Annotated in this window: 14 protein-coding genes; 6 read left to right on the forward strand and 8 right to left on the reverse strand. The window is 54.4% G+C overall.

The features are described 5' to 3' along the window. Positions 1 to 256: 256 nt before the first annotated feature. On the reverse strand, positions 257 to 982 hold the full coding sequence (ubiG, locus tag ENTCL_RS07410) for a bifunctional 2-polyprenyl-6-hydroxyphenol methylase/3-demethylubiquinol 3-O-methyltransferase UbiG (protein ID WP_013365491.1): 726 nt from the start codon (positions 980 to 982) through the stop codon (positions 257 to 259). 147 nt (positions 983 to 1,129) lie between these two features. Here ubiG and gyrA point away from each other — a divergent pair, with 147 nt between their 5' ends. The 5 genes from gyrA to ENTCL_RS07435 all read left to right on the forward strand — a co-directional run bounded on the left by gyrA (position 1,130) and on the right by ENTCL_RS07435 (position 7,084). Beyond that, positions 1,130 to 3,766: a DNA topoisomerase (ATP-hydrolyzing) subunit A gene (gene gyrA, locus ENTCL_RS07415; protein ID WP_013365492.1), complete on the forward strand. Its 2,637-nt coding sequence runs from the start codon at positions 1,130 to 1,132 to the stop codon at positions 3,764 to 3,766. A 357-nt stretch (positions 3,767 to 4,123) separates the two neighbouring features. Then, the gene (gene srlA / locus ENTCL_RS07420; protein ID WP_013365493.1) at positions 4,124 to 4,645 is read left to right on the forward strand and encodes a PTS glucitol/sorbitol transporter subunit IIC; all 522 of its coding nucleotides are present in this window, start codon (positions 4,124 to 4,126) and stop codon (positions 4,643 to 4,645) included. Positions 4,646 to 4,654: 9 nt separating this feature from the next. Next, positions 4,655 to 5,053, forward strand: a complete 399-nt coding sequence (locus ENTCL_RS07425; protein ID WP_013365494.1) for a PTS glucitol/sorbitol transporter subunit IIA — start codon at positions 4,655 to 4,657, stop codon at positions 5,051 to 5,053. Beyond that, entirely contained in the window at positions 5,034 to 6,056 is a 1,023-nt protein-coding gene (gene srlE, locus ENTCL_RS07430) for a PTS glucitol/sorbitol transporter subunit IIB (RefSeq protein WP_013365495.1), read from the forward strand. Before ENTCL_RS07425 ends, srlE begins: the two co-directional genes overlap by 20 nt. 11 nt (positions 6,057 to 6,067) lie before the next feature. After that, the gene (locus ENTCL_RS07435) at positions 6,068 to 7,084 is read left to right on the forward strand and encodes a Gfo/Idh/MocA family protein (protein ID WP_013365496.1); all 1,017 of its coding nucleotides are present in this window, start codon (positions 6,068 to 6,070) and stop codon (positions 7,082 to 7,084) included. 91 nt (positions 7,085 to 7,175) lie between these two features. Here the strand turns inward: ENTCL_RS07435 and ENTCL_RS07440 are convergent, their stop codons facing one another. From ENTCL_RS07440 to atoS, 7 genes are all read right to left on the reverse strand, one after another. Then, entirely contained in the window at positions 7,176 to 7,931 is a 756-nt protein-coding gene (locus tag ENTCL_RS07440; protein ID WP_013365497.1) for a MurR/RpiR family transcriptional regulator, read from the reverse strand. 129 nt (positions 7,932 to 8,060) lie between these two features. Continuing rightward, positions 8,061 to 9,245 carry an acetyl-CoA C-acetyltransferase gene (locus ENTCL_RS07445; protein WP_013365498.1) on the reverse strand — a complete coding sequence of 395 codons (1,185 nt, stop codon included), beginning with the start codon at positions 9,243 to 9,245 and terminating at the stop codon, positions 8,061 to 8,063. A 30-nt stretch (positions 9,246 to 9,275) separates the two neighbouring features. After that, on the reverse strand, positions 9,276 to 10,598 hold the full coding sequence (locus ENTCL_RS07450) for a TIGR00366 family protein (protein WP_013365499.1): 1,323 nt from the start codon (positions 10,596 to 10,598) through the stop codon (positions 9,276 to 9,278). Further along, positions 10,595 to 11,245: a 3-oxoacid CoA-transferase subunit B gene (locus ENTCL_RS07455; RefSeq protein ID WP_013365500.1), complete on the reverse strand. Its 651-nt coding sequence runs from the start codon at positions 11,243 to 11,245 to the stop codon at positions 10,595 to 10,597. The genes ENTCL_RS07450 and ENTCL_RS07455 overlap by 4 nt, the downstream gene beginning before the upstream one ends. After that, positions 11,245 to 11,907 (reverse strand): acetate CoA-transferase subunit alpha, encoded by a 663-nt coding sequence (gene atoD, locus ENTCL_RS07460; RefSeq protein WP_013365501.1) that lies wholly within the window; start codon positions 11,905 to 11,907, stop codon positions 11,245 to 11,247. The genes ENTCL_RS07455 and atoD overlap by 1 nt, the downstream gene beginning before the upstream one ends. 199 nt (positions 11,908 to 12,106) lie before the next feature. Next, entirely contained in the window at positions 12,107 to 13,492 is a 1,386-nt protein-coding gene (gene atoC / locus ENTCL_RS07465) for an acetoacetate metabolism transcriptional regulator AtoC (protein ID WP_013365502.1), read from the reverse strand. Further along, positions 13,489 to 15,327 (reverse strand): two-component system sensor histidine kinase AtoS, encoded by a 1,839-nt coding sequence (gene atoS, locus ENTCL_RS07470; RefSeq protein ID WP_013365503.1) that lies wholly within the window; start codon positions 15,325 to 15,327, stop codon positions 13,489 to 13,491. The genes atoC and atoS overlap by 4 nt, the downstream gene beginning before the upstream one ends. A gap of 165 nt (positions 15,328 to 15,492) precedes the next feature. Between atoS and rcsC the strand changes: the two genes are divergently transcribed. Beyond that, a complete protein-coding gene (rcsC, locus tag ENTCL_RS07475) occupies positions 15,493 to 18,342 on the forward strand; it encodes a two-component system sensor histidine kinase RcsC (protein WP_013365504.1) in 2,850 nt (949 codons plus the stop codon). The last annotated feature ends 34 nt before the right edge of the window (positions 18,343 to 18,376 follow it).

Here is an 18,376-nt window from a genome sequence, read left to right on the forward strand (position 1 = left end):
AGGGGTTGTTTGATAAGTTAGACGCTATATGGTGAGTATTCTAGTAAGGATTCTTTTGAGTACAAGGGTTGATTTTGACGTTAAATTGAGGTTGCCAAAGCGTAATAAACGCTAAGTCCACGTACCATAAGGCCTGGACGGATTGTCAATATTCGAAGAAAAAAAATGAAAATTTGATCGAGTGCTGATTTCTTCAACGCAGTGGGGAATTGCGCAGCAGAATGCCGCGCAATCTTTATAAGAATATTCTATGACGTTAGTCGTTTTTGGCCTTAGTATGCAACATATAATTAACATCAACCCCCGGCGCGAGCTTAAAGCGGTCGGTCAGAGGATTGTAGTGCAGGCCCGTCATATGCTGTTCGCGCAGCACGGTGCGGTCGACCCAGCCCAGCAGTTCGGCTGGCTTAATGAACTTCTTCACGTCATGCGTACCTTTCGGCACCATGCGCAGGATGTACTCTGCGCCGACGACCGCCATCAGCCACGACTTGCCGTTGCGGTTCAGCGTCGAGAAAAAGACGTGGCCGCCGGGTTTTACCAGCTGCGCGCAGGCTTTCACTACTGACTCCGGATCCGGGACGTGCTCAAGCATTTCCATGCAGGTCACCACGTCATACTGATGCGGATGCTGCGCCGCATGGGCCTCCACGGTTTCCTGAACGTAGTCGACCTGAATACCGGTTTCCAGCGCGTGCAGTCGCGCCACCTGGAGCGGTTCGAACCCCATATCCAGCCCGGTGACGGTCGCGCCTTCGCGCGCCATGCTTTCGGCAAGGATCCCGCCGCCGCAGCCGACGTCCAGCACCTTTTTGCCAAACAAACCCTCGGCGCGGCTGGCGATGTAGCCCAGGCGCAGCGGATTGATGCGGTGCAGAGGTTTAAATTCACCTTCCAGGTCCCACCAGCGTGAGGCGACGGCTTCAAATTTGGCGATTTCGTCACGATCGACGTTTGCCACCGGCGGTTTTTCGGCATTCATGGACGCTATTACTCCTTTTTTATTCAGGCCTGCGAGTATATCAGGTGACAGGCGCGAATAAACTGTATTGGTTTCCCTCTATTCCTGCGGCTGTGTTATAATTTGCGACCTTTGAATCCGGGAAACATGTAGAGGGATAGCGGTTAGATGAGCGACCTTGCGAGAGAAATTACACCGGTCAACATTGAGGAAGAGCTGAAGAACTCTTATCTGGACTATGCGATGTCGGTCATTGTTGGCCGCGCGCTGCCGGATGTCCGAGATGGCTTAAAGCCGGTACACCGTCGCGTACTTTACGCCATGAACGTACTGGGCAATGACTGGAACAAAGCCTACAAAAAATCTGCCCGCGTCGTTGGCGACGTCATCGGTAAATACCATCCCCACGGTGATTCCGCGGTGTATGACACCATCGTCCGTATGGCGCAGCCGTTCTCGCTGCGCTACATGCTGGTCGATGGTCAGGGTAACTTTGGTTCTATTGACGGCGACTCTGCTGCGGCAATGCGTTATACGGAAATCCGTCTGGCGAAAATTGCCCATGAGCTGATGGCCGATCTGGAAAAAGAGACCGTTGATTTCGTGGATAACTATGACGGCACGGAAAAAATTCCTGACGTCATGCCGACCAAAATCCCTAACCTGCTGGTCAACGGTTCGTCCGGTATTGCCGTAGGGATGGCGACCAACATTCCGCCGCACAACCTGACGGAAGTGATCAACGGCTGCCTGGCCTATATCGACGATGAAAACATCAGCATTGAAGGGCTGATGGCGCATATCCCGGGGCCAGACTTCCCGACGGCGGCGATCATCAACGGTCGCCGCGGTATTGAAGAAGCCTACCGCACCGGTCGCGGCAAAGTGTACATTCGCGCCCGCGCGGAAGTGGAAGCGGACGCCAAAACCGGCCGTGAAACCATCATCGTGCACGAAATCCCGTATCAGGTGAACAAAGCTCGCCTGATCGAGAAAATCGCCGAGCTGGTGAAAGACAAACGCGTTGAAGGCATCAGCGCGCTGCGCGACGAGTCTGATAAAGACGGTATGCGCATCGTCATTGAAGTCAAACGCGATGCGGTTGGCGAAGTGGTGCTTAACAACCTCTACTCGCAGACCCAACTGCAGGTTTCTTTCGGCATCAACATGGTCGCGCTGCACCATGGTCAGCCGAAGATCATGAACCTGAAAGAGATCCTCGAAGCGTTCGTCCGCCACCGCCGCGAAGTGGTGACGCGTCGTACGATTTTTGAACTGCGTAAAGCGCGCGACCGTGCGCACATCCTTGAAGCGCTGGCGATTGCGCTGGCCAACATCGACCCGATCATCGAGCTGATTCGCCGCGCGCCGACCCCGGCGGAAGCGAAAGCGGCGCTGATCGCCCGGTCCTGGGATCTCGGCAACGTGTCCGCCATGCTCGAGCGTGCCGGTGATGACGCCGCGCGTCCGGAGTGGCTGGAGCCGCAGTTCGGTATCCATGACGGCAAATACTTCCTGACCGAGCAGCAGGCGCAGGCGATTCTGGATCTGCGTTTACAGAAGCTGACCGGCCTTGAGCATGAAAAACTGCTCGACGAGTACAAAGAGCTGCTGGAGCAGATTGCCGAGCTGCTGCACATCCTCGGCAGCGCCGATCGCCTGATGGAAGTGATCCGCGAAGAGCTGGAGCTTATTCGCGAACAGTTCGGCGACGAGCGTCGTACCGAGATCACCGCCAACAGCGCCGATATCAACATCGAAGACCTGATCAACCAGGAAGACGTTGTGGTGACCCTGTCTCACCAGGGTTACGTGAAGTATCAGCCGTTAACCGATTACGAAGCGCAGCGTCGCGGCGGGAAAGGGAAATCGGCGGCGCGTATCAAAGAAGAAGACTTTATCGACCGTCTGCTGGTGGCCAACACCCATGACACGATCCTCTGCTTCTCCAGCCGTGGTCGTCTGTACTGGATGAAGGTGTATCAGCTGCCGGAAGCCAGCCGCGGCGCGCGTGGCCGTCCGATCGTCAACCTGCTGCCGCTGGAAGCCGATGAACGTATCACCGCGATTCTGCCGGTACGCGAGTACGAAGAGGGCGTGAACGTCTTTATGGCGACCGCCAGCGGTACCGTGAAGAAAACGGCGCTGACCGAGTTCAGCCGTCCGCGTTCTGCCGGGATTATCGCCGTTAACCTGAACGAGGGCGACGAGCTGATCGGCGTCGACCTGACCTCCGGTTCTGACGAGGTCATGCTGTTCTCTGCCGCCGGTAAAGTGGTGCGCTTTAAAGAGAACGCCGTGCGCGCCATGGGCCGTACGGCGACCGGCGTGCGCGGCATCAAACTGGCGGGCGAAGACAGCGTCGTTTCCCTGATTATTCCGCGCGGCGAAGGGGCCATCCTCACCGTAACGCAGAATGGTTACGGTAAACGTACGGCGGAAGGTGAATATCCGACCAAGTCTCGCGGCACCCAGGGCGTTATCTCCATCAAGGTCACCGAGCGTAACGGCTCCGTGGTGGGCGCGGTGCAGGTTGACGACTGCGACCAGATCATGATGATCACCGATGCCGGTACGCTGGTGCGTACCCGCGTGTCGGAAATCAGCGTGGTAGGGCGTAATACCCAGGGCGTGATCCTTATCCGTACTGCGGAAGATGAGCACGTGGTGGGGCTGCAGCGCGTGGCTGAGCCAGTGGATGACGAAGAGCTCGACGCTATCGACGGCAGCGCGGCGGAAGGCGATGATGAAATCGCGCCGGAAACCGACAGCGACGACGATGTTGCGGATGACGCTGACGAGTAATACGCTACTTTAAATACCGCACAGAAGGGAGGCTTTGCCTCCCTTTTTTACATCCTGAATATCACCTTTCCCCTCCTTTTGAGAACCCAGTTTGCATACCAGTATATTTTGCGTATAAAAATACAAAACTAAATGAATAGTTATGTGTTTGTGAGGGTGCTCACTGTTTGTTCAGTCTTTTACCGTTAACTTTCTATTGGCAGAAAACAGATTATCGTGACCCGTTGTTAACAGGAGAACTGAAAATTTTTTAATAAAAATATCTGAGTCTTTAAAGAGTAATGCGTTGTATGCCTTCATCTGTCAGTACGTTCCTGACGGCTGAATATACTTTTACCTGGGTGTTGGGGGTTAACTATGATAGTTGAAATAGCGGAAGGCTTTATCCATCTTTTCCAGAGTGCTGGCAAGATATTCTCAGGGATGATCGTCAGTACTATTCCAATGTTGATAACCTTAATTCTGACTGTTAATTTCATTATGAAGCTAATTGGTCAACAGCGAATGGAAAAGGTCGCAACCCTGATGGGAAAATCTAAAATATTGACCTATGGCATTTTGCCCAGTTTCGCCTGGTTCTTCCTCAGTAGTCCTGGCGCACTGACAATGGGTAAATTTTTACCTGAACGTTGTAAACCGGCTTACCAGGATGCGCTGGGCAGCACCGTACACCCGCTGACCTCATTATTCCCTCACATTGTACCGTCGGAGCTCTTTATCTGGTTGGGGGTTGCGGCAGGTATTACTCGACTCGACTTATCCGTTGCCGACCTGGCATTGCGCTACATCGCGGCTGGTATTCTGTTGGGCTTTATTCGTGGTTTTCTTACAGAATATATCTTCACTCGTCTGGAAAAACGCGAACTTAATCAGGTATAAGGGAAAACAATGAAAGTACTATTTTCTGCTGAGGTAGTAAAAGCTGGAAGGAAAGTGGAAGAGGGGCTGCTTAATGGCATGTTAATTACGTTTAGTGATCGTGCTCCGGAAGACTATCTTGACTATGTGCTAGTGATTAAAGATATTGTTTACGATGCTGCCCCGTTACAAAAAACAGCAGACTATGTTTTACAGATTAATAACCAGACGTGGATTATAACTTGCTGGGGTGAGGCCGCATGGCAAAATTTATGCGAACTAGGTCATATGACGGTGGTATTTGATGGAGCGAAAAAACCGCTAGCCTATGGTTCATTGCACGTAAATAGCCATTGTCCTCCATCCGTTAATGAATTAATTGGCCCATTGAAAATAATGAGGAAAACCAATGAAAACAGTTCTTATTAAAAAAGGTCATTCCGGAATTGGCGACGATATGTATTTATATCGTGACACCAGCAAAGTAATACTGTCGCTGACGGGGAAATCCATTGATCCCGTTGCGAAAAAACTGAGTGAAATGTTGGATATGCCGATTGTCAATGGTTTTGACGCTATGCCCGATGACAAGAAAATCCTTTGTGTGGTGATCAACTGCGGTGGTTCATTACGTTGCGGAATCTATCCGCAAAAGAGAATCAAGACCATCAATGTGCTCCCCACCGGAGCAATGGGGCCGCTGGCGAAGTACATTACTGAGGATATCTACATTTCTGATGTCAGCAATGAATCACTTTCGCTGATAGAAACTATCCACCAGTCCATAGAAACGGATGAAGCCGTTGAGCTCGTTGAGCCATTACCCGCAGGTGACGCTTCGGCTACTGCCTCTGCCAGCAAAGACCCAGGTGCTAAACCGCGCAGTTCAGTGACCAACACGGCACTGGAGTTAATGACGCGTTTTGCAACCAGTATAGGTAACTTTGTCAGCCTGCTTTACGCTTCTGCGCGTGAATCGGTCGAGCTGTGTATTAAAAACGTTATTCCATTCATGGCGTTTATTTCGGTACTGATTGCCCTGGTTCAGGAGACTGCGATTGGTCAGTGGACAGGGAATGCGCTGTCGCCGCTTGCCGGATCGTTAACTGGTCTGTTTGTTATTGCGATTATCTGCGGCCTTCCTTTTATCTCCCCCATTCTGGCACCTGGTGCAGCGATTGCGCAGGTCGTAGGCGTACTGGTTGGAACGTTAATTGGCAGCGGGGCCGTTTCGCCATTGATGGCCTTGCCTGCCCTGTTCGCGATCAACGTACAGGTTGGTGCCGATTTCATCCCCGTCGGGCTTTCCATGCAGGAGGCGAAGGAGAAGACCATACGTCTTGGCGTTCCTTCTTTCCTGTTGTCACGGATGATCACGGCTCCTCTGGCAGTTGCCATCGGTTATCTGTTTTCTTTTGGCTTGTTTAATTGAGGGACTGTGTAATGAACAAAATTAATGCTGCGGTGATTGGAGCAGGTATTTACGGTAAACACCATATCAACGCCTATCACTTTAATCCGTGGGTGAATCTGGTGGGTTTTTGCGAAATAAATCCGGAGATCCGCGCAAAGGTCGAGTCGGAATTTCAGGTTCCCGGCTACGCCTCGCTTGCAGAATTGTTTGCCGCGGTGGACGTTGATTTGGTGTCGGTTGCCACGCCGGACCCTTTCCATTTTGATGCTACTATTGAGTCAATCAACGCTGGTAAACATGTGCTGATTGAAAAACCAATGGCGACGACGTCAGCAGAATGTAGGGAAATCATTCGCTGCGCCGCGGAGCGGGGCGTGAAAATTGGTGTCGATTACCACAAACGTTGGGATGGGATGGCGCAGAGTATCCATCATGAGCTACTGAAGCCCGAAACCGGTCAGGTACTGCGTGGCTACATGAGCATGGACGACATAATTGATGTGCCGAAAAACTGGCTATCGTGGGCAAATGTGAGTTCTCCCGTCCATTTCCTTGGCACCCATTGCTTTGATTTAATTAGGTATTATATGAACGGAGCCAATGCCGTAAGCGTGTATGCAATAGGGCAAAAGAAAAAACTGGTCGCGGAAGGTATCGATTCCTGGGACACAATCCAGTCTTTTGTCACGTTTGACAACGGTGCACAATGGACCGTGGAAGTGGGATGGTGCTTACCCCACTCATTTCCAAAAGCTAATGATGGCCGTAGTTTTGTGATAACCGAGAATAACTATTATCGCGCCGATGCGCAGTTACGGGGTTATGAAATGTTTACACCGCAACGTAGCGCAACACCAAATTATAATTTTATTAATTATGTCAATAATAGGGCCAGCGGATACGGTATTCAACCAATACATGATTTTGTCGAGCATATATTGTTTGACATCCCATATCTGGCAACCGCAGAGGATGGGTTGCAGGCAACATTAATTTGTGAAGCGGTGCATAATTCATTATCGACAGGAAGTGTTGTTCATCTGTAATTAGTATCAACTCTACGTCTCAAAGCATTTTTTTAGCTTTAATTTTTCTGATTAAGGCAGGGTGTTTTTTCCCCCGCACCCTGGTTGATGATCATCGCTTATGAGACGTTTTTTCATTATTTATATTCAAATAGCAGTATTGCAACGCATGAAAAAAAAGCGTGTGCAATGACATTTTCAACGCGGCGAAGCTTAAGGGGCTGGCGCTGAGTTGAGGGGTATACAAGGTAACATCAGCCAGCGTTGCTCCGCTCTGATGGTCGGTGACTGCCAGCGAGGCTGCTTCGTGCTCGCGAATTAATGTAATCAACTGATTATCTGGTTCGTCTTTTATCCCCGGCAACAGAATAACGGAATCACAATCCGTCAGGCTGTTTGCCAGCAGCGAATGGGCATTTTGATACTCAACGGGAATGCATATTTTACCAATGTCACCATAATCCTGAATGATATTGTTGAGAAATGAGTTCAGCTTTCGTGGATGGCAAAAATAAAGATTGCGGCTGGATTTGATAATCTCAAAAAATGTATTGAGCGCTGCAGGGTTATTGTTATTAATAAACTCGCCAAGAATGAAATTGCTTTTGGTTACCTGGGTGGGGAACAGTACTTCTGATTGACTACGCAGACATTTAATTAAATCATATTTAAAGGGGGTAAAACCGGTATAACCAAGAGACTGGGCAAAACGAACGATCGAGGGTTGGCTGATATGGGTGTTTCTTGATATTGCCGTCGACGTCAGTTTTTCCGCTGTCGATAATGTAGCCAGAATGTAGCGGCTAATAGTTTTCTCGGCATGCGAGCCTGTTTCTACTAGTGACTGAAGTTGTTCGATAATGTTCATTGAGATCCCTCGATTTTGTTTATTATGACATATACACTTTTTCCTTCAAGTTGCCTCTGGGTAGGGGGAGGGTGTTTTTGCGCCTCGCCCATAAATTAAGCCGGATGATCGCTCATCCGGCTTAACATTTTAATTCATCCTTTCCACTATCATTGCAATCCCCTGACCGCCGCCGATGCACAGCGTGGCCAGCCCGAACGTTTTATCCCGCGCGGAGAGCGCGTGTAGCAGCGTCACCAGAATACGCGCACCGCTGGCGCCGATAGGGTGCCCGAGCGCGATAGCGCCGCCGTTGACGTTCACCTTCAGCGGATCGAAACCGAGCGTCTTACCCACGGCAAGGAACTGCGCGGCAAACGCCTCGTTGGCTTCGATGAGATCGATATCCGAAAGCTGTAACCCGCTCAGTTGCAGCGCCTTCTGCGTGGCAGGAACCGGCCCCATGCCCATCAATGCCGGAGCCACGCCGCCGCTGGCATAAGCGTTGATCCGCGCCAACGGTTTTAGCCCTGCCGCCAGCGCTGCGGATTCCTCCATCACCACCAGCGCCGCTGCGCCGTCATTGATCCCTGAGGCATTTCCGGCCGTTACCGTGCCGGCCTTATCGAAGGCCGGACGCAATGCGGCCAGACCTTCCGCCGTGGAATCGGCTTTGGGAAACTCGTCGCGCTCAAAAACGATGGTTTTCTTACGGGATGTGACGCTGACCGGCACAATTTCAGCCTGGAATGCGCCGGAATCAAGGGCGGCAACCGCTTTGCGCTGTGAGAGTAGCGCCAGCTCGTCCTGCATCTCCCGGCTGATTCCATACTCACGGGCGACGTTTTCTGCGGTGATCCCCATATGGTAGCCGTGAGTGGCGCAGATAAGGCCGTCGCGAAGAATCACGTCAGACAGCTGTCCGTCGCCGAGACGATAGCCCCAACGGGCTTTAGCATCCAGCAGATAGGGCGCCTGGCTCATATTTTCCATACCGCCGGCGACAAGCGCCTGCGCCTGCCCGGCCTGAATCGCCTGCGCGGCAAGCGCTACGCTTTTGAGGCCGGAGCCGCACACTTTGTTAACGGTAAAGCCGCAGACCGTCTCCGCGAGGCCGCTTTTGAGCAGCGCCTGACGAGCCGGGTTTTGCCCAAGACCGGCCTGCAGCACGTTACCCATGATCACTTCATCCACGCGCTGGGGATCGAGCTGTGCGCGCTCAAGCGCTGCCTTAATCACGATTGCGCCGAGGTCGATGGCGCTGGTGGTCGCCAGCGCGCCGTTAAAGCTGCCTATTGCGGTACGTGCCGCGCTGACGATGACACAGTTTTTCATCTTCTGTTCCTTAAAAGTGAGGGGTTGTCGTCAGAACAAGGTCAACCCAATGACAAAAATGATCCCGGAAAAGAGCAGGGCGGTAATGCAATAGCCCATGATGTCGCGGACGCCGAGACCGGCGATGGCCAGCGCGGGCAGCGCCCAGAACGGCTGCGCCATGTTCATCCACTGCTCGCCATAGGCGATCGCCATGACCGATTTGCCGAGGTCCGCCCCCAGCGCCTGCGCGGCAGGCATCACGAACGGCCCCTGAATAACCCAGTGGCCGCCGCCCGACGGTACGGCAAAGTTAATCAGCGCGGAGCTGAAGAAGGTCATCACCGGGAAGGTGTCTTTGTTGGCGACGTTGATGAAGAATTCAGTGATAAGACCACCGAGGCCGGAGTGCTCCATCATCAGCTGGATCCCGGCGTAGAAGGGGAATTGCACCAGAATACCGGCGGTGCTGCGCGCGGCGGCGCTGATAGCGCGCATATAGGCCATCGGTGTTTTGTGCAGCAGCAGACCGGCAATCATAAACATCAGATTGACGGTGTTAATGGTGATGTTGAATCCCTTTTCAGCGAAGTAGATCCCCAGATAAGCAATTCCTAATACGCCAACGATCAGCGCGAGGATGCGGCTCTCTTCCAGTTTTTCCGACGGCGGGGCGTCAGCCGGCAGCTTCTTCTGAAAATCAGCCTCTTCCAGCAGTAGTTTGGGGTCTACGCTGACGACATCAGACGGTTTTGGCGTCATCATCCGGGTGATAAAGGGCATCACTATGATAAGGCCGAGGGTGATGAAAATATTGAATCCGGTGAACAGGGTATCGCTGACGGGAATTAAACCGGCGATGTGTTCGACCGGGTTGCCCGGCGTTGCTGCCAGCAGAGGCATGGAGCCGGAGAAACCGCCGCCCCAGGTGAGAAAACCGATATAGGCGCAGGCGATGAGCAGCGGATAATCGGAGCCCGGCACGCGACGAGCAACCTCACGGGCAAACATCGCCCCGACCACCAGACCAAAGCCCCAGTTGATCACGCAGGCGACTGACCCAAAGAAGGTTACCAGCATGACGCCCTGTGTCGGCGTTTTAGCGGCGGAAGCGGCAGTGCGCAACAGGCTTTTTACCGGACCGGAGCTGGCCAGCGCGTGGCCCGTTACGATGATAAGCGCCATCTGCATGCCGAATGCCAGCAGGTTCCAGAAACCGTCGCCCCAGAATCTCACCATACTGACCGGCGTTTGTGGCGTCAGCCAGAGGGCAATTCCGAACGTGAGCAGGGTTAACAGCATCGCGAAGATCAGCGGATCGGGAAGCCAGCGGCTGACGATACGCGTCATAAAGCGTGAGATTCGGCCAATCATGCGTCACCCCGCTGGATCACCAGATTATCTGCAACGTCGAAATGCGCTTCGGTTTTCGCACGTAAAGCGTCAAGGTCACACCCTTCGACGATCTCAGTCAGCCACATTTTACCGTCGCGAAAACGGAACACTGCCAGCTCGGTGACCAGCATATGCACCGCGTGCTGGGCGGTTAGCGGCATGGTGCACCGGCGCAGGATCTTCGCTGAGCCGTCTTTTGCGCAATGCTCCATCGCAATAATCACTTTGCGTGCGCCGGTAACCAGATCCATTGCGCCGCCCATACCGGGGACCATTTTTCCGGGAACCACCCAGTTCGCGAGATTTGCCTGCTCATCCACCTGCAGCCCGCCGAGCACGCAGGCGTCAACGTGACCGCCGCGAATCAAGGCAAACGACATGGCGCTGTCGAACATTGCCGCGCCGGGCAAAATGCCGCAGGGCTGTCCGCCCGCGTTCACCAGATCCGGGTGAGCGGTCGTGACGGGGCCCAGCCCCAGAAAGCCGTTCTCAGACTGCAGCGTGATGTGGATACCGTCCGGCAGATAATTTGCGACCATCGTCGGCAGGCCAATACCTAAGTTAACGACGTCGCCATCATGCAGCTCTTGCGCCACGCGGCGCGCAATACGTTGTTTAGCGTCCATTAGTTGCTCTCCTGTGGGATGACGATGTGGTCGATAACGGCGCCAGGGGTGACGATGTGATCGGGCAGCAGCTCGCCTGTCGCAACCATTTCGTCGGGCTCCGCCAGGGTAATGTCGGCGGCGAGAGCGATGAGGGGGTTAAAATTGCGGGCGCTGAGCTGGTAGGTCAGGTTGCCGAGCGGGTCGGCGCGATGGGCGCGGATCAGCGCTAAATCCGCGCGTAGCGGGCGCTCCAGTAGCCAGGTTTTGCCATCAAGCTGCAGCGTCTGCTTTCCGTCTTCAACGACGGTGCCAACGCCGGTTGGGGTCAGAAAACCGCCCAGTCCTGCGCCGCCGCAGCGGATTTGTTCAATCAGGGTGCCTTGCGGAACCAGTTGAACCTCCATCTCTTTGGCTATCATGCGCCGACCGGTTTCCGGGTTTGTGCCGATATGCGAGGCGATAACCTTGCTGACGCGGCCATTCACGATGAGCGGGCCGATTCCTGTGTCGACAAATGCGGTATCGTTGGCAATAAGCGTCAGGTCCCTGACGCCTGAGTCCAGCAAGGCTTCAACAAGGCGAGGCGGGGTGCCTACTCCCATAAACCCGCCGACCATGATGGTCATGCCGTCGCGAAAGAAGCCTGAGGCGTTTCGTAAGGTAATCAGTTTTGTTTTCATTATGTTTCCCTTTTGCATACTCCATTTTGGGTACGCAAAGGGAATAGCAAGCAGGGTGCCAGGATGACTAAACGGAGGGGGAAATTAATTAATACACTGAATATTAAGTATTATTTACGCTATCGCGCGAGATGCCATCGGTGGGAAAGTATGCAGAATTTTGCACAGTGCGCAAAATTCTGCATAGCAAATTCTGGTATCAGAGACCTGCCGGATCGATACCGTATTCCTGCAATTTGTACATCAGCGCGCGTCGGCTGATGCCTAGCATCAATGCGCTGCGCGTACGGTTGCCTTCCTGCTGCTCCAGCACTTCCATAATGATTCGTCGCTCTTCCCGCTTAATCTCTTCTTTCAGGTTCCGCTCACCCGGCTGCGTCGGTTTTACTTCGGCAGCGTGACTTAGCGACTGGCGAAACGGAGCGGGGAGATCTTCTGCGAAAATCACCGCGCCGGTATTCATCACCACTGCGCGCTCGATCACATTGGATAATTCGCGAATATTGCCCGGCCAGGGCCAGGCGTTGAGCAGCGACATGGCCGCCGGGTCGATTTCAATAATATCCCGCTGGTTCTCGGCGCTGAATTTTTGCAAAAAGTGGTTAGCCAGCAGGGCAATATCCTCCCGACGCTCGCGCAGGGGCGGCAGCATCAGATGAATCACGTTCAGCCGATAGAACAGATCTTCGCGGAAAGCGCCTTCTTTCACCATTTCTTGTAGATTTCGGTTGGTAGCCGCAACGATGCGGATATCAACCTGAATGGTCTGGTGTCCGCCAATGCGCTCAAACTCTCTTTCCTGCAGGATGCGCAGCAGTTTAGCCTGCAGTACCAGCGGCATTTCGCCAATCTCATCCAGCAGAAGCGTTCCCTGATGCGCGCGTTCAAACAGTCCCTGGCGCAACGCCTGCGCGCCGGTGAAAGCGCCTTTCTCGTGGCCAAACAGCTCACTCTCTAGCAGTGATTCAGGCAGCGCCGCACAGTTTATCTTGATGAAGGGGCCATTTGCCCGGCGCGAGTTGTAGTGAATGGCGCGGGCAATCAGCTCTTTCCCCGTACCGCTTTCACCGCTAATGAGCACGTTTGCCTGTGAAAGCGCAATTTTCGCTGTGTCCTTGCAGATGTCCATCATCCGTGGACTGTTGGTCAGGATATGTCCCCACTGCCAGCAGGTGCTCAGGGCCTGATGCAGACTACAGATCTCCTGTTTCATTGCCTGCATCTGCATAGCGCGTTGTATTAATAAGTTAAGTTCATCCAGGTCGAAGGGCTTGATTACATAATCGAATGCGCCGCTGCGTAGGGCTTCTACAGCTGTTTCCACTTCAGCGTAGGCGGTCATCAGAATGATGGGGATACGAGGCTGCTGAGCACGCATCACTTTCAGCGTGTCGATCCCATTCATTTCCGGCATGCGGATATCCATAAGCACCACATCTGGCGGGGTGTCGGCAAAATGTTCTAGTGCTGTCCGACCGTTACTGGCGCAGTGGGTTTCATGTCCCTGCAGCGAAAATGCAGTGGCAAGCATGCGGCGAACGTTATCTTCGTCATCGACGATGAGAATACGGTAGCGGGTTTTCATTCTGACGAGGTTTCCTGCGGGTTAATCGGTAAAATAAGGGTAAAGGTCGCGCCGCATCCTGGCGTACTGGTGACGCGTATGTCTCCCTGGTGCGCGTTAATAATGCGCTGGCTGAGCGCCAGCCCGAGACCGGTTCCTGACGCTTTGGTGGTAAAGAACGGATCAAAAATTTTCTTTTGCAGGGCGATATCAATACCACCGCCATTATCTTCAATGGCGATCGCCAGGTGTGTTGCCGTCTCGCGCCAGGTTCGGATGCGGATTGAACCCCGCGCGCCTATCGCCTGTACCGCGTTGATGAGTATATTCAGGAGCACCTGTTTGAGCAGTTCGCGATCGGCGACGATCGTGGGCAGATCGGCATCGAGCTCCGTATTAAAGTCAATCCTTGCCTGAACCCCGGAGGTTTGCACCAGAATCAGCGCTTCTCCGATGAGCGCATTGAGCTGAACCTGCTGCCACTGACTTTGCCGCGGGCGGGAAAAATCCAACAGCTGTTGGATGACTTTGTTGATAGAGTCGATTTCGTTAAGGACGACGGACAGATACTCTTGATGCGCGGGCAGTGTGGTTTGCTGGCGGATAATCTGGACGTAGCCCCGAATGGCGGTGAGAGGGTTGCGAACCTCATGCGCCACGCCCGCCATTAATTCTCCCAGCGTGGCGAGTCTTTCCGTTTGCGCCAGACGGCGCTGCGTCTCTTTACGGGCGGTTAAATCGGAGAAAATCACCAGCGCGCCAATCAGTTCACCGCTGGCGTTATGAATACGGCTGGTAGTGACGCTAAGCTCAATGGTTCGGTCACGCCCAGGGAAGCTGACTTCCTGCGCCAGATGTTCGGTACCGTGCGCCAGCGTGTCGAGAATCGGACTGGAGAAGTGGGTATCGGCGAACAATGTTGCATAAGGCTGCCCTACCAGTTCATCCAGCGTATAACCGGTAATCGCTTCCGCAGCCGGATTCATGGTCGTGACATCGCCCTGCCTGTCGACCGCAATGACGCCGTCCGCTGCGTTTTCAATGATCAGGTCGTTAAGCGTTTTGGTTTCCTGCAATGTCTGCGCCAGCGCATTGACGCTGCGGCTGATTTGTCCCAGTTCGCCTGGCAAATCTGGCAGTTGCGCAGGGGTCTTTTGCGCCAGCGTAGGCAAGCCGTCGGTAATGATATCGATATTTGCGCTAAGACGGCGCGAGAAGAGAACAATCAGCAACAGGCTGCAGAGGAGGCCCGCGGCCAGAACGGCAATGATACGGATATCCATTTTCCATGCTTGTCTGCGGATATCTTCCGTCAGCTCATTGGCCCAGATATAGCCGATAACCTCACCACGGCGGGTTATTGGGATCATGGAATTAAGAATATCGCCGCGTACCTGCCTGCCGGAAAATACTACCGGCGCGTTGGTGCGCATAACTTCTCGCCCTGGATGGTCGTCGGCGATAGTGACACCCACGTTGTTTTGGTACAGAGCCGAAGGGGAGTATGTGATAATCGCGTCAAGCGCCTTATTGTAATAGCCGGCGCCAATCCCGGGGAACGCGCGGGTGATACGTTCAGTGATTGGGGCTAATTCTGCATTCAGCTTGCGGATACGCTCATCGCGCGATAGTGTGCTGTAATGGCTGAAACGCTCACCCAGCGCGTCGTCAAGCAAATGCACGACAGCGGATAATTTCTGCTCTTTTTCGGATAAGACCGCTGCCCGGCCCTCGGTTTCTACGATATAACCAATAGAGAGTGTTGGTACAATGACCATCAGGATAGCCATCAGAATCATTTGATTGCGCAGGCGCCGGGGGTAGATTCTGTGGGCAAACCATTCTATATAACGCATACTGACATCCGTGCCATTCCTCAGTCATCGAGATTATCCTGATATCATGCGTCGCTTTCCCGGTGCTGCATCATATTCCGGTAAACTGGGAGCGTTGCGGCTTATGTCTTTTATCGCTACCTTAATCACATACTTTCTGATCCTGCTGGTGGAGCCCTGTCCTCGTTGAAATACCTTGTCTCCTTCCGTACCACCCTGAAAGTCTCTCGTTACCTGTTTCGGGCGCTGGCGCTATTGCTGTGGCTGTTGATTGCATTTATCACCGTGTTCTACATCGTGAACGCGCTGCACAGCAAAGAGTCGGAGATTCACCAGGAGTTCAACTTAAGCTTCGATCAGGCGCAGCGCTATATTCAGCGTACCTCCGATGTGATGAAGGAGCTGAAGTACATCGCGGAAAACCGCCTCAGTGCGGATAACGGCGTGCTCTCTTCCAGAACGGCGAAGGACAGCGCGGAAGCGCCGGAGTTTGAGCCGCTGTTCCCTGATTCCGACTGCGGAACCCTGAGCACCACCTGGCGCAGCTCGCTGGAGTCGCTGGCCTGGTTTATGCGCTACTGGCGCGACAATTTCTCTGCGGCATATGACCTCAACCGCGTGTTTTTTATCGGCAGCGACAACCTGTGCATGGCGAACTTTGGCCTGCGCGATATGCCCATGGAGCGCGATCAGGCCCTGAAAACGCTGCATGAGCGGATCATGAAATACCGCAATGCGCCGCACGACGAGCGCGGCAACAATCTGTTCTGGATAAGCCAGGGACCGCGCCCGGGCGTGGGGTATTTTTATGCCCTGACGCCGGTTTATCTCGCCAACAGGCTGCAGGCGCTGCTGGGGATTGAGCAGACCATTCGCATGGAAAACTTCTTCACGCCGGGCAGCCTGCCGGTAAGCGTGACTATCCTGGATGAGAACGGGCAGCCGCTGATCTCGCTGGTGGGGCCGGAAAACAAGCTGAAGGTAGAGCCGCGCTGGATCCAGGAGCGCGAGTGGTTTGGCTATACCGGCGGTTACCGCGAGCTGATGATGAAGAAGAACCTCTCGCCGTCGTCGCTCAGCATCGTCTACTCGGTACCGGTTGACGTTGTGCTGGAAAGCATCCGCATGCTGATTCTCAACGCGGTGCTGCTCAACCTGCTGACCGGGCTTGCGCTGTTTACCATGGCGCGGATGTACGAGCGGCGCATTTTTATTCCCGCGGAGGTCGATGCCCAGCGGCTGGAAGAGCACGAGCAGTTTAACCGAAAAATCGTGGCGTCTGCGCCTGTGGGGATCTGTATTCTGCGCACGCTGGACGGCACCAATATCCTGAGCAACGAGCTGGCGCACAACTATCTCAATATGCTGACGCACGAAGACCGCCAGCGGCTTACGCAGATCATCTGCGGCCAGCAGGTCAACTTTGTCGACGTATTGACCAGTAACAACACCAACCTGCAGATAAGCTTTGTCCATTCCCGCTACCGTAACGAAAACGTGGCGATTTGCGTGCTGGTCGACGTCAGCTCGCGCGTGAAGATGGAGGAGTCGCTGCAGGAAATGGCGCAGGCGGCAGAGCAGGCCAGCCAGTCGAAATCGATGTTCCTTGCGACCGTCAGCCACGAGCTGCGCACGCCGCTGTACGGTATCATCGGCAACCTCGATCTGCTGCATACCAAAGAGCTGCCGAAGGGCGTAGACCGCCTCGTTACCGCCATGAGCAACTCGTCGAGCCTGCTGCTGAAAATCATCAGCGATATTCTCGACTTCTCGAAAATTGAGTCCGAACAGCTGAAAATTGAGCCCCGCGAGTTCTCGCCGCGCGAGGTGATGAGCCACATTACGGCAAACTACCTGCCGCTGGTGGTGCGTAAACAGCTCGGGCTGTACTGCTTTATCGACCCGGACGTTCCGCCGCAGATGGTCGGCGACCCGATGCGCCTGCAGCAGGTGATTTCCAACCTGCTCAGCAACGCGATTAAGTTCACCGATATGGGCTGCATTATTCTGCATTTGCGGCAGGACAGCGACTATCTCAGCATCAGCGTACGCGACACCGGCGTTGGTATTCCGGCGAAAGAGGTGGTGCGGCTGTTCGACCCGTTCTTCCAGGTGGGAACCGGCGTGCAGCGCAACTTCCAGGGGACGGGGCTGGGGCTGGCGATTTGCGAAAAGCTTATCAACATGATGGATGGCGATATTGCCGTCGACTCCGAGCCGGGAATGGGCAGTCAGTTTACTATCCGCATTCCGCTCTATGGCGCGCAGCGCGCCGTTGCGCCGTCCTATGACGGGCTGCGCGGCAAATGCTGCTGGCTGGCGGTACGCAATGCCTCGCTGGCCGAATATATCGAGTCGCTGCTGGCGCGCTACGGCGTGACGGTACGCCGGTATGAGGGGCAAACGCCGCAGGCCGATGACACGATGATCACCGATGATGAGCCGCCGCAGGCGTGGGCCGGACGGGCGTCGATTATTTTCTGCCGTCGCCACATCGGTATTCCCCAGGAGCGCGCGACGGGGGAGTGGTTCCAGAGCGTCGCCTCGCCGCATGAGCTGATGCCGCTGCTGGCGCGGATATACCGCATTGAGTCCGATCACGTCGATAGCGCCAGCGCGGCGCTGCCGCCGCCGGAGAGCGCGACCATGGCGAATGACGATATGATGATCCTGGTGGTTGACGATCACCCGATTAACCGCCGCCTGCTGGCCGATCAGCTGGGATCGCTCGGCTATCAGTGCAAAACGGCAAATGACGGCGTCGATGCGCTGAATGTGCTCAGCAAGAACGCGATCGACATCGTGCTGAGCGATGTCAACATGCCGAATATGGACGGCTACCGCCTGACGCAGCGGATCCGCCAGCAGGGGCTGACGCTGCCGGTGATTGGCGTGACGGCCAACGCGCTGGCCGAGGAGAAGCAGCGCTGCCTGGAATCGGGGATGGACAGCTGTCTGTCGAAGCCGGTGACGCTCGACGTGCTGAAGCAAACGCTGACCGTCTATGCGGCCAGCGTGCGTAAGGGGCGGGCATAAAAAAGCCCCGACAGCGTTAGCGGCGGGGTTTTTA

Source organism: [Enterobacter] lignolyticus SCF1, assembly GCF_000164865.1.
Classification (GTDB): Bacteria; Pseudomonadota; Gammaproteobacteria; order Enterobacterales; family Enterobacteriaceae; genus Enterobacter_B; species Enterobacter_B lignolyticus.